The sequence below is a fragment of the Vibrio sp. J2-4 genome (assembly GCF_021728155.1).
Lineage (GTDB): Bacteria > Pseudomonadota > Gammaproteobacteria > Enterobacterales > Vibrionaceae > Vibrio > Vibrio diabolicus.
On record NZ_JAKKCN010000001.1, the window covers coordinates 751,374 to 764,194 of the forward strand.

Here is a 12,821-nt window from a genome sequence, read left to right on the forward strand (position 1 = left end):
GCTGAGCATTTCCACTTCATCAATGTACCACTTAACAATAGTGCAATGAAAAGCGACCTCAAAGTAGGTCGCTTTTTTATTTTGAGGTTTTTGTCACAGGTCTTGGAAGTGTGATGAATATAGAGTATTTGCACTTAAATTAACAAAAATGTAACGTTTGGAAATGCAATTGTCATAACTAGCTTCTAACTTTGTGTTTTTAGGACAAATTACCGACTAAGTGGTTGGTACTGTAAGTTCGAATTAACGTCCCTTATTGGCACACAAGGATGATTGAGTCACCACGTCATTTGGGCATAAAAACAAACACAATAAGAAAGGAAGTCAATATGTCTTTGTCTCGTCGAGACTTTATGAAAGCTGCCTCTTCAACGGCGATTGTTACCGGGCTGGTGGGCTGTGGTAGCGATGCTAGTGAATCTGTTGCGGTTACCTTTGAGCACGGAGTGGCGAGTGGAGATCCTACTCAAACACAAGTAATCATTTGGACTCGTGTTACGACCTCAGCAAGCTACGCAGATGTAAGCTGGCAAGTTTCATCTAACGAAAATTTTACTGATATCGTGCAAAGTGGCACTTTTGCCACAGACACGAGCCGAGATTTCACGGTAAAAGTCGATGTTCAAAATCTCAACGCAAATTCTCGCTACTACTATCGATTCATGGTTGGAGATGTCACTAGCGAAGTCGGGCAAACTCAAACATTACCAAAGGATGGTGTAGAAAAGGCATCCATGGCGGTTGTTTCTTGTGCAAACTATCCTGCAGGCTATTTCCATGTGTATCGAGAGATCTTAAATCAACATGAACAAGACCCGTTTGATGTGGTGCTTCATCTCGGTGATTACATTTATGAGTATGGTGCTGGTGGCTACGCTAGTGAAGATGCTGAGGCACTAGGGCGAGAGCCAAGCAAAGGCACTGAATGTATTACCTTAGATGATTACCGAAAACGGTATGCGCAATATCGCCAAGATGCTGATCTGCAAGCGTTACATGCGAGCCTACCAATGATTGCTGTCTGGGATGACCATGAGCTTGCAAATGATACTTGGAAAAATGGTGCGGAAAACCATCAAGAAGAGGAAGGCAGCTTTAATGATCGTCGTGCAGCTGCGGCTGCCGCGTGGACAGAATGGTTGCCCGTTCGTGAAAACACTTTCTCAAATATGCTGATTTACCGTCAGTTTTCGTTTGGAAGTTTAGTCAATTTGATGATGCTCGACACGCGACTTGTGGGGCGTGATAAACCGTTGGATTACTTCTCGCTCAGCTCACCAACGATGGAAGCGATTGGCGGTTTAGTTGCTCAGTCGCGCAGTGAAGACCGAGAGCTGTTAGGCGCTGACCAACTCGCTTGGCTGATGGATGCGTTCAGTACGCACGACGCAACTTGGAATGTGCTAGGGCAACAAGTGTTAATGTCTCGTATGGAGCTGCCAAGTTCGGTTATGACCGCTATGTTTCAATTGTTTACTGCCACTGAAGAACAAAAAACAGAGGCGTTATTAGCAGTAAACTCTGCGATTACGGGTTACCTCTCTGACCCAAGTTCAGATACCATTTCTCTCCCGTATAACCTAGATGCATGGGATGGTTACTACGTTGAGCGAGAGAAAGTTTATCAACTGGCCAAAGCCAACAGTGGTAACTTTGTCTGCTTGGCAGGAGATACGCACAACGCATGGGCAAGTGAGCTTAAAGACGTATCTAAGCATCCTATCGGGATAGAGTTTGCGACTAGCTCGGTGAGTTCCCCTGGGCTAGAGGCCTACCTAGCGTTAGATCCTGTTGCGATCGCTCAAATGGAATACACGTTGCCGCACTTAGTGTCAGAATTACAGTGGGCAGACATCAAACAGCGTGGCTTTATACGCGTTACTTTTACGCCCGACAAAGCAGAGTCGACCTGGTATTTCGTATCAACGATTAAAGACAAAACATATCAGGTGACGACTAAGTCAGCCTCTACAACAGATGGCACTACGTTAAATATCGGCTAAACTGAGCCTAATACGAAAAAAGTCCGCAAGCTAGTGCGGACTTTTTATTGGAAAGCGTTTAGCAATCTAGCGACAGTGCTAGTCAATCAATCCGTATTCTTTGCTCAGAACTTCGATGATTTCCGCTTTCGGATTCTCACTCAAATGAATCGGCTTGCCTGTAATCTTCTCGGCAATACCAATGTAGGTGCTCGAAATCGCCATCAAAGATTCGACGGGTAAAGCATTATCACGAGCGAGTGCTTCGCGCTCTGGCATACGTTCTTTGTTTAGCAAGATATCTGGGTCAGGGAAGTGGTTAAGTAGGAACTGGCGGAAACCTTCTTTTGAGTTCTCTACGATGTGACCTGCTTGGTATTCTTTAGCATCCCATATACGAGACGAGTCTGGTGTACCCACTTCATCCATGTAAATCAGCTTTTCATTGCCAGCAGCATCATGAACATAACCAAATTCGAATTTGGTATCGACAAAGATTTGGTCGATTTCTTCTAACGCTTGGCTGATAACGTTAAAGCCTTCTTTCAGCAGTTTTTCGTAGAGTGCGATATCGTCGGCACTTGAGAAGTTAAATGCTTCGTAGTTGTCTACGATGTTTTGACGAGTAATATTCACGTCGTCCGCTTCTGGCACACCGGGAATGCCTTTTAGAATGCCTTTTGTGGATGGGGTCATGAGCAACTCTGGCAGTGCTTTGTCTTTTTCTAACCCTTCAGGAAGTTGGATTCCACAAAACTCGCGCTCGCCATTTGCGTAAGCGCGCCACATCGAACCCGTGATGTATTTGCGGCAGATGGCTTCGATTTTTACAGGTTTGGCTTTTTGTACAATCCAAACAAAAGGGTGAGGAATGTCTAGAATGTGGCTATCTGCTAAGCCATTTTCTTTGAACAGTTTGAACCAGTGATTAGAAATCGCATTAAGCGCAGCCCCTTTACCTGGGACACCATTAAGACCACCTTCAGCATGCCAAATACAATCGAATGCAGAGATTCGGTCACTAATCACCATGATAGCCAAAGGCGCATCAGGAGCGACATCGTATCCTTTTTCTTTGATCAGTCGGGCGCTGTCTTCTTCAGTTAACCAGTAAACTGAACGAACTTTTCCGCTATGAACGGGTTTATGGGTGCGAATTGGCAGGTCGTCATTGACGGCAAGTACTTGATTAGCAAGGCTCATTGCGACATTCCTATCATCTTAATCAAACGTCAGAAAGAGAAGATATTCAGCAAAATGTGGGCGCTGAATAAATCGAATGTGGGCATCATACCAGAACTATTTTAACTCGCCAGAGAAAAAAGCAAACGTTTGCTTGTTTTCTTTAATACAAAAAAAGCCCCCTTAAAAAGGAGGCGAGATGCAGGATGGATAACGTCGAACTTATTAGTGGTACTTATTAACTCTGCCTTCGACGAAAAAAACCTCACACTGATAGCGCTGCGCCATGTCGCGCAACATAGATTGATTCATAAGTGCAATTTTATTTGATGCGACAACAGCACTGGCATTGCCTGATCGGATGGCTTTGATCACGATCTCGACTTCTGAAAGCTGTTGAGAGGGCTTCATTTGAATCACGTTTTTACAGCAAATATTAGAAGCAGTGAGTTGTTCAAAGTCTGGACGAGGGCAGTCTGCTGTAAACAAAATCCATTGTTTCTGCTGCGATAAAACAGCCAGCTTAGATAGAAGCTGATCCGAAACGGCCATAGGCTGAGTTGTTTGTGCCAATACGTTGTAACGAGAGTATGTATGAGATTGACTTTGTAACTGCATCTTACTGTTCCTTTATACATGCTGTATGTGTATACAGTAGTTTGTTTTGGCGACCTGATCAACCAGTTTCTCAAAAGTTATTTGCGGTTTTTTGAGAAGAAAATAAAAAGATTATGTTTTAAGTGTTTGAATTTATTTGATTATTTTTTATTTCTGATATGTCTAACATCAATTTAAAAATGTGAGATGAGTAGAAAATTGGACGAGATACATACAGGGGTTCACTACTGTATATACAGGTGTTGTTACACGGACAGTGGTTTGTATACAGTAGGAGAGGGGCTGATAACCGATGCGACATGCTATGTAGGATAGGAGGGAATACGAGATAGAGATTGGAAATAGACTTGGGCGATCAAAAAAGCGCCTTAAAAGGCGCCTTTGAAAATCAGTTCCGTTGATTCCGTCTTGCTTAGCTCGCTCGTTGCAAGCGTTCGCGCATTTGCAATTCGCCTTGGTTAAATAGACGCACGTCGATTTTTGCCATGTCGTAACAAGCTTTACATGAGTAATGGTGCTTGCCATCTAAATAATCGTGACGAGTTACAAGACTAGGTTTTTTACACCAATCACAGGTGCCTTCTTCAGTGAACATTGATTTTCTCCCCACCTAGATTAATTTGAGTCGTTAGGTGTTATTTTGCGCTGAGCATTATGGCATAAAAGCGAGACTTAAGTTAAATGTCTGTTAATTTGTTTGAGAGGGAGATCGATTGCGGCGCTTGATTATATGGGTCTAAAAGCATGCTAGCCAAAGTATCTTTACCGATTTTTACTGTTTTGTAACATTTTGTGAGACAAGCTTAAAGGCATGATTGAGTCGCTTCATTTCTTCTTCACTGCCTCTTGTGTCCGGATGATAAAGCTTTGATAGCTGTCTATAGCGTAGCTTTATTGCTTGTAAATCAGGGATGTGTTGTGGTGTGTAGCCAAACATGGCGCATGCGACGCTTAGCTTATGGTTTTCTGCCTGGGTTTTGGATTTCTTAAATTCTTTGAATACTTTCTCTAGCTGGCGTTTCAGTTGCTTGTTCGTAAACTCTAGCTCTTTTATTTTTTCCGCCATTCGTTGATTTTGGCTTTCCTCTTTGGCTTCAAGCGCTTTTCTATTCTGCTTAAGTTTCTTGATTACGAGAAAACTTAAGCCGCTGATGATGAGTATCGCCGCTAGCCAGATCAGCCATAAAAACTGCGAGTATTCTACGTTGGGTTTTGCAATTGCTGTGCTTTTCTCTTCTTGTGTTTGCTCCGCCTTTTTATCGAGCGACTTTATTTGTGAGACTTGTTTAGCTCGCAGTTGATTGAAGCGCTGCTCTAACAGTTGATTATAAGCCTGTTCTGCTGCTGGATTATGCTGAGAAGCCATTTGATACAAAGCTTCAGTCAATTGAAAAGCTGTGACCTTGTCTTGATTGTGCTGAATAAAGTTAGCGAGAAGAAAGCCACGATCGGTTGGGTCATTGAGTGCGATAGAGGTCAGCCAATATAACGCTTGTGTTTCATTCTTTTCGCCATATATCCCCTCAGCAAAGTCGTTCGCGAGCTGTTTTTGCGCAGGGAGGTAACCTTGGTTGGCGGATTGCTCTAGCCAGTAGCGTGTTTCTGTTGAGGCTTCAGCTTTGTTTGATGCCAATAATTGCTGTGCGTACTCATATTGCTCTATGGGGTCATTTGGAGCCTGAGAGGCAAGCAGGTAACCAGAAAAGCTGAGGCTAAATAAGCAGAGTAGGGCAGACGTTTTGACAGACATTGATATGCCAGGCCTAACGATTATGGTTAGGCCTGCTCCGGTAATTTTTTATTATTACCGCTATGGTGCAACCAAATTACTTCAGTGGCAAGATCTGGATTTCAACACGACGGTTGCACGCACGACCTTCAGAAGTTTGGTTTGAGCAAATTGGGTTACGTTCGCCGTAGCCACGTGCAATTGCACGACCAGGTGCAACGTTTTGAGATACTAGGAATTGACGTACGGACTCTGCACGACGCTCAGACAACGTTTGGTTGTATGACTCACTGCCCGTGCTATCAGTGTAACCGTCGATAACAAGGCTGGTATCTGGGTATTCAACCAAGATGCGAGCAACACCGCGTAGCTTATTATGAATGCTAGCATCAAGCTGGTAAGAGCTTGAAGAGAAGCCGATACCATTTTCCATACGCAGTAAAAGCTGGTTCTCACCAACACGCTGAACTTGTACACCAGAGTTTAGCAAAGCGCGACGCAATTCTGCTTCTTGTTGGTCAAAGTAGTAACCAACGCCAGCGCCAGTCGCTCCGCCTGCGGCCGCACCAATGAGTGCATGCTGACGACGTTCTTTAGCGTCATCGCCCGTTGCTAGACCGATTGCTGCACCAGCGATAGCACCAATAAGCGCGCCTTGCGTGGTTGAGTTAGTTTCGTATTCACCCGTTGTTGCATTTTGGCGTTGAGTGGCTTGACAGCCAGTAAGAGCTAGCACTAGAGCTAGTGCAATAGGCATCTTTTTCAAGGGAAAATCTCCGTATAAAACTGAGGCGAAACCATGCCTCATAATGGGATGCGAATTATGAATAAGTAAGCATTGATATTTGTTATGAGAAAGTAAGATTGATAAGAGTTTCTGTAAGAAAATTCTTATCGTTACTATCATAACTTTAAAAAGTAGGTCCCAATAACATTGAAATATTGGGACCTACGTTAATCAATTGCTGTTCTAGTTATTTCGATGGATTGCCCAACATTTTACGCGCTTGCTCGCCGCCAACACCACGGTTAACGGAGACTCTTCTACCTTTTTTCAAGCCCACTTCGTAGTCTTCGGTTAGGTTTTTCATCGCTTCTTTCAGTTGCTTCTTGAAGGTTTCGCGGTCAATGTTTTGGAATTCTTTATCAATATAATCATTGATTTTGTTGGCCGACTCTTCGTCTGGGGAAATGACTGGAAGTTTCTCTATCGCTCCCTCTACCCAGCCAGATACAAATGAGTTCACGCGGCGAGTCACTTCTTGAGAAGAGGTGCCCGTACCTGCGAAACTATTTCGGAATTGTCCGGTACTTTCGTTCATCTCGCGATAAATAATATCGAAAGCAAATGCAGCAAAAATCGCGCGATCTGCTTCACCGATAAACTCGACACGTTTGAGCCCTTTGTGATTCAACAACACCGCTTCAACACCGAATTTAGTGTTAATGCCGCGAATCACTCGCAATATGGTAGAACTGATATTCGCTGGTAGTAGGTGGGAAGACTGTGTTTTCCCCATTCTGATAAACTCAATATCGTCCTTATCCAGACCATATTTGAGCATGAGGCGATGTGCCATTTTGATAGCATTGGCAGCCTCATTAACATTAGCGGAATTGCCCAGTTCTAAGCACTTGGCGATTTTTTTCAGAGCTTTTTGTTTATCCATCGACAACCAGTAACGAAAGCAGAAAATTTATGAAGTCAGACATATTACCTTTTTTGACATAAAAACGAAATACAAGGTGGGAGTGAAGGTGGTTTATGGACATAAAAAGAAGCCCCGCGGAAGGCGAGGCTAGGCGTTTTAGTTCGTCATAATCAGTATGAAGTCGTACTTGTGTCTAAGAAGCCATTCTTCATTAAGATTAGTTGGAATTACAATCCGAGCTGGTTGAGTAAATCATCTGCGTCATCGTTGGAACTCGACGATTTAGATTCTTTCTCAGCCATATTTTTACGTGTTGCTTCTAAAATATCGTCTGGATTTTCGTCTTCTTCGATTTCAAACTCTTCTAGTTGGATGAACTCAGTTTTGTCCATTGCCAACTCTAGGTAGAAAATGTTGTTATTTTCGGTGGAGAACGTCACTCGGCGAGCTTGAGGGCGGTCAAGGTTGGTATCCACTTGTAAGATGACTTGCTTATTCAGCGCCATCATTTTTGGCTGGTTTTGTGTGATGTTCGTTTGCAGCTCTTTACGAATTTTATTGGTGAAATCTCCAACCAGTTGGTTCATTAGCTCACCCAGAACATCTCCCACCTCGTCAGAAGTATGAGATATTGCCAGTTCTTCTTCTGGCATACCCATATTACGCATGTAGTTGGTGTAGATCTCTAATGCGGCTTTTGCCGTAAAATTAATTACGACTAGCCCGGTAAACCCGCCATCAAACAGAACAAAACAGCCAAAATCTGGCTTGAGGCTAGTCTTGTGGATTTTTTGCACCATTGCAGAGTAATTTACTTGAGAAGATGTCGCCGAAGTTAGGACGCCAGAAACAGACTGGCAAAGTTTGAGAAGGATATCTTCAGTGGTCACAATTTTATTTTTTTTCATTCTGAAAACTCATCTAGAAACGCGATTCGTTCCCCAATGTAAGGCATCAAGCGTGAAAAAATAAAGCATAAGTTTAATTATTGTATCGAGATTCTGATTTGCTCGTCTTTTTAAATGTTGTAAAGTGACGAAATTCAAAGAATATTACTTCACTTACTCTTTTGTGGTGTTTTGTTTCGCTGAACGCCAACTTGTATGATAAGTGAGCAAATAATTACATAACCCGCAGCTGATCGGATTCAGCGTCGTAGGGGCAGGAAGCAAATGTTACCAAGATTACACTCGCAAACTGATGTCGATCCTCTTGTTCTTAGTTTTCTGAAAGAGCTTGAGCACGCCGGATTCACTGGTGATATCGAAAGCCAATATTCAAGCCGACTAGCGGTTGCCACTGACAACAGTATTTACCAGCAACTTCCTCAGGCAGTCGTCCATCCTAAAACGACAGAAGATGTTTCTCTCCTCGGGAAACTAAGCAATAAAGAAAAGTACGAACGAATTACCTTTTCACCTCGTGGTGGTGGCACAGGGACCAATGGTCAGTCGCTAACCAAAGGTATTGTGGTGGATATGTCTCGCCACATGAACAAAGTGCTTGAGATTAATGAGAAAGAAGGCTGGGTTCGTGTACAAACTGGTGTAGTGAAAGACCAGTTAAATGATGCGGTTCGCCCTTACGGTTACTTCTTCTCTCCAGACTTATCTACCAGTAACCGTGCAACGATTGGCGGTATGGTCAACACTGATGCTTCTGGTCAAGGTTCTCTGAAATACGGAAAAACATCCGATCATGTTTTGTCGCTACAAGCGGTGTTTGCTGATGGCTCAGTTTTAGAATCAGATCTGTCCAACGGCTACCCAAAAGAAGGCGAGTTTGCTGCCAAGGCGCTACGTGTAACGGAATCCGTATGTCGTGAAAAACGCCAGCAGATCGTAGATAAGTTTCCTCCTCTCAACCGCTTTTTAACGGGGTACGATTTAAAAAATGCCTTGAATGAAGACGATGACCGTTTCGACATCACACGAGTGCTGTGTGGCGCGGAAGGTTCATTGGCATTTATTACCGAAGCGAAGCTAAATCTGACGCCAATTCCGAAAGCACGTACTTTGGTTAACGTTAAATACAACAGCTTTGACTCTGCGCTCCGTAATGCACCGTTGATGGTCGAAGCGAAAGCGCTATCTGTAGAAACCGTTGACTCGAAAGTGCTTAATCTCGCGAAGCAAGATATCGTCTGGCACACCGTGAGTGATTTGCTTACCGATGTTCCAAATAAAGAGATGCTTGGCATCAATATGGTGGAATATGCAGGTCAGGACGAAGAAGAAGTTGCAGCGCAGGTTGCAGCGCTGACCGCCAAGCTCGATACCATGCTGGAAACAGAAGAAGCGGGCATCATCGGTTACCAAGTCTGTAACGATGTAGCGAGTATCGGGCGTATTTACAACATGCGTAAAAAAGCGGTGGGTTTGTTAGGCGCAGCAAAAGGCCGCGCTAAACCGGTCGCATTTGCTGAAGATACCTGTGTGCCACCAGAAAACCTGGCGGATTTCATTGTTGAGTTTCGCGAACTATTAGATAGTAAATCGCTGAATTACGGCATGTTTGGTCATGTGGATGCAGGGGTGCTGCATGTGCGTCCTGCGTTGGATTTGTGTGACCCGCACCAAGAAGCATTGATGCACGAAGTTTCTGATGAAGTGGTTAAGCTGGTGGCGAAATACGGCGGTTTGATGTGGGGTGAACACGGCAAAGGTTTCCGTTCAGAATATGGCCCTGAGTTTTTCGGTGATGAGTTGTTTACTGAGCTGAGACGTGTGAAGGCGGCATTCGATCCACACAACAAAATGAACCCGGGCAAAATCTGTACGCCGCTTGATAGTGATGCAGAGTTAGTAAAAGTTACCGATACCAAACGTGGTTACTTCGATCGTCAGATTGACGTTCAAGTACGTGACAGCTTTAAGCAAGCGATGGAGTGTAACGGTAACGGTTTGTGTTTTAACTACGATACCAGCTCGCCAATGTGTCCATCGATGAAAGTAACAGCCGATCGTCGTCATTCACCGAAAGGTCGTGCGGGTTTGGTTCGCGAGTGGCTGCGTCAGCTTACTGAGCAAGGTATTGATATTCTTGACTTAGAAAAGCAAACGCTAGAAAACAAAACATCAATCAAAACCATGATTGACCGCGTACGTCATTCTATCAATCGTCGTCACGAATACGATTTCTCCCACGAAGTGTATGAAGCGATGAATGGTTGTTTAGCGTGTAAAGCGTGTGCGAGCCAGTGTCCGATTAAAGTCGACGTTCCGAGTTTCCGCTCACGCTTTTTAAACATTTATCACTCTCGTTACCAACGTCCAGCAAAAGATTATCTGGTTGCGAACATAGAGACTATGCTGCCGGTGATGGCGAAAGCGCCAGGTGTCGTAAACGGTGTTTTGAAGCAGTCGTGGGTCAAGAGCTTAACGGCTTCAACAGTTGGGTATGTCGATGCGCCGTTGTTATCAGTACCTACATTGAAACAACGAGTAGAGTCGCTGACAACGCCTTATGATCTGCAAGCGCTCAGCGGTTTGTCTTCATCTGAAAAGAGCAAGCATGTTTTAATTGTTCAAGACCCATTCACTAGCTACTACGACGCCGATGTCGTAGAAGACTTCGTTAAATTATTGAAAAAGCTTGGCATGAATCCGGTGCTTCTGCCATTTAAGCCGAATGGTAAAGCACAACACATTAAAGGCTTTCTACGTCAGTTTAAGGATACAGCAGCCGATACAGCGAAGTTTTTGGCGATGGTAGCGGATCTGGATATTCCTTTAGTTGGTGTCGATCCTGCATTGGTGCTGTGTTATCGAGATGAATACGCTGAAGTACTTGGCAGTAAGCGAGGTGATTTCGATGTACTAACGGCCCACGAATGGCTTTACCCAAGACTAGAAGCGTATGAAAGCGGAGAGCATAAGGCGCAGGAACCTTGGTATCTGTTTGCGCACTGTACTGAAAAAACCAAAATGCCGAATGCGGAAAAAGAGTGGGGCGCTATTTTTGCTCACTTTGGTGCAGTTTTAAATACGGTTCCTGTTGGTTGTTGTGGTATGGCGGGCACGTTTGGTCACGAGGTCGATAAGTTGTCGATGTCGAAAGACATTTACAATTTAAGCTGGAAGCCAAACCTAGATAAGTTAGATAACGAGAGATGTTTGATTACTGGCTACTCTTGCCGCAGCCAAGTGAAACGCTTTGAAGGAACAAAGCCCAAACATCCCGTTCAGGCGCTGTTAACTTTGATATAATCACATCAAATTAAGCCCAGTTTTACTGGGCTTTTTTAGAAGTCACATACAACAATTTCAAAGGATATGAATCTTGAGAAAACTTGAACTCAAAGTCCCACCTGTTGCGGTGTTTTTGTTGGCCATACTACTCATGTATGGACTGACAGTTCTGGTGCCGAGCCTGAATATTAGCGTGCCCTTTGTCGAGGTTGTGGTTGGCGGGTTAACTTTGCTCTCTGGTTATATGGGCATTGCTGGTGTGTATGAATTCCATAAAGTAAAAACGACGGTTAACCCTGTAAAGCCTGACACGGCCTCTTCCGTGGTGAGAACTGGCGTATTTTCTTTTTCGCGCAACCCGATGTATATGGCGCTACTGCTTCTAATCATTGCAATTGGTTTGTGGTGGCAGCACTTGAGTGTGGTGCTTTGTAGCGTCGTATTTGTCAGTTATATGAATCGATTTCAAATCAAGCCAGAGGAACGTGTTCTAGAGCGATTGTTTGGTGAAGAGTATGTGGATTACAAAAACCACGTCCGCCGCTGGATCTAAGCATTGCGTTTAGTTTTATTTGGATGAGACATAAAAAGAAAGCCCAACGATCGACGTTGGGCTTTCTTTTAGTAAACACGTTTTTTGTGCGCTTCTGATAGGGCAGTCGACTAGGCTGCCTTAACGAACTTTGCTAGGAATGCATCCTTACGTTCATTAAAGCGGCGTACAAGGTCGTCAACCGCTTCTTGGTCATATGGTTTCAAGCCGCTTGCAACCATGCGCTTGATGCCTTTGCCAACAACTTCACCGTCTTCTTTGAACGCAAAGTTTAAGGTGACTACCCCACGTTTGCCTTCCACGTCGAACGTTGCGCCAGTGAAATCCACTTCAGGATGCGTAAGGTCTAAGCGTGAAAATTCAACTTCCATGCTTTCATAAATAACTAATGGACGTTGGCAGTTGATCATCATTTGCTTCTCTTCCATAAGAGGAACCATGATGTGAGGGAAGTTCATGCCAGAGAATTGCACGTAATTTGTTACGACATGCTCAATAAATGCGGGATCGTGATTAGTCTCACCTTCACGGGACATGTGTAAGTATTCTTTACCTGCCTCGTCAACAACGGCGCTTTCTTTTTCACACTTATTTTCAATATGAAGTGCTACACCATCGTTTACCATGCCAGAGAAGTTAAAACGCATCTTTTGGCTGACGCCTTCTTTACTAAGAAGCACTGCGAAAAGTAAGTCCCCAGGGACACAAAAGCGTTTGTTGTCTTCATCGTGGATTGGGTTATAGTCACCTGCGACACGTTTTGCAAAGTGGCTTGCTTGTTCGCGAGTGAACTGAAACTGGTGATTAGTGTTTGAAAAATAAGGTGTTAGAAACATAATTTTTACGTAGTAACCAAAACTGTGTGGGATTATATGCGAATATCTGCGTAGCAATGGTCCATCCAGTGAAAACTTC

General features: G+C 44.0%; 11 protein-coding genes. 3 read left to right on the forward strand and 8 right to left on the reverse strand.

Translation table 11 applies throughout. The features are described from left to right. Window positions 1–329 precede the first annotated feature (329 nt). Window positions 330–2,003 (forward strand): alkaline phosphatase, encoded by a 1,674-nt coding sequence (locus L3V32_RS03375; RefSeq protein WP_237283805.1) that lies wholly within the window; start codon window positions 330–332, stop codon window positions 2,001–2,003. Between the two features lie 78 nt (window positions 2,004–2,081). Here the strand turns inward: L3V32_RS03375 and L3V32_RS03380 are convergent, their stop codons facing one another. The 7 genes from L3V32_RS03380 to L3V32_RS03410 form a co-directional block, all read right to left on the reverse strand. Then, window positions 2,082–3,185, reverse strand: coding sequence for a phosphoribosylaminoimidazolesuccinocarboxamide synthase (locus L3V32_RS03380; RefSeq protein ID WP_006742604.1), 1,104 nt, complete (start codon window positions 3,183–3,185; stop codon window positions 2,082–2,084). A gap of 204 nt (window positions 3,186–3,389) precedes the next feature. Continuing rightward, on the reverse strand, window positions 3,390–3,782 hold the full coding sequence (locus tag L3V32_RS03385) for a cell division inhibitor SulA (protein ID WP_005395873.1): 393 nt from the start codon (window positions 3,780–3,782) through the stop codon (window positions 3,390–3,392). 412 nt (window positions 3,783–4,194) lie between these two features. Then, window positions 4,195–4,377 carry a hypothetical protein gene (locus L3V32_RS03390; RefSeq protein ID WP_005377960.1) on the reverse strand — a complete coding sequence of 61 codons (183 nt, stop codon included), beginning with the start codon at window positions 4,375–4,377 and terminating at the stop codon, window positions 4,195–4,197. A 177-nt stretch (window positions 4,378–4,554) separates the two neighbouring features. Continuing rightward, window positions 4,555–5,532 (reverse strand): J domain-containing protein, encoded by a 978-nt coding sequence (locus L3V32_RS03395; protein WP_237283806.1) that lies wholly within the window; start codon window positions 5,530–5,532, stop codon window positions 4,555–4,557. Between the two features lie 76 nt (window positions 5,533–5,608). Continuing rightward, entirely contained in the window at window positions 5,609–6,268 is a 660-nt protein-coding gene (locus L3V32_RS03400; RefSeq protein WP_237283942.1) for an OmpA family protein, read from the reverse strand. A gap of 217 nt (window positions 6,269–6,485) precedes the next feature. Next, on the reverse strand, window positions 6,486–7,181 hold the full coding sequence (locus tag L3V32_RS03405) for a DUF2786 domain-containing protein (protein ID WP_005395879.1): 696 nt from the start codon (window positions 7,179–7,181) through the stop codon (window positions 6,486–6,488). A 209-nt stretch (window positions 7,182–7,390) separates the two neighbouring features. Next, the gene (locus tag L3V32_RS03410) at window positions 7,391–8,071 is read right to left on the reverse strand and encodes a DUF3334 family protein (protein ID WP_237283807.1); all 681 of its coding nucleotides are present in this window, start codon (window positions 8,069–8,071) and stop codon (window positions 7,391–7,393) included. A gap of 264 nt (window positions 8,072–8,335) precedes the next feature. Here L3V32_RS03410 and L3V32_RS03415 point away from each other — a divergent pair, with 264 nt between their 5' ends. Continuing rightward, window positions 8,336–11,371 carry an FAD-binding and (Fe-S)-binding domain-containing protein gene (locus tag L3V32_RS03415; RefSeq protein WP_237283808.1) on the forward strand — a complete coding sequence of 1,012 codons (3,036 nt, stop codon included), beginning with the start codon at window positions 8,336–8,338 and terminating at the stop codon, window positions 11,369–11,371. Between the two features lie 73 nt (window positions 11,372–11,444). Further along, the gene (locus L3V32_RS03420; RefSeq protein WP_237283809.1) at window positions 11,445–11,906 is read left to right on the forward strand and encodes an isoprenylcysteine carboxylmethyltransferase family protein; all 462 of its coding nucleotides are present in this window, start codon (window positions 11,445–11,447) and stop codon (window positions 11,904–11,906) included. 110 nt (window positions 11,907–12,016) lie between these two features. Here the strand turns inward: L3V32_RS03420 and L3V32_RS03425 are convergent, their stop codons facing one another. Then, a complete protein-coding gene (locus L3V32_RS03425) occupies window positions 12,017–12,742 on the reverse strand; it encodes a DUF3581 domain-containing protein (RefSeq protein ID WP_005395883.1) in 726 nt (241 codons plus the stop codon). Window positions 12,743–12,821 lie beyond the last annotated feature (79 nt).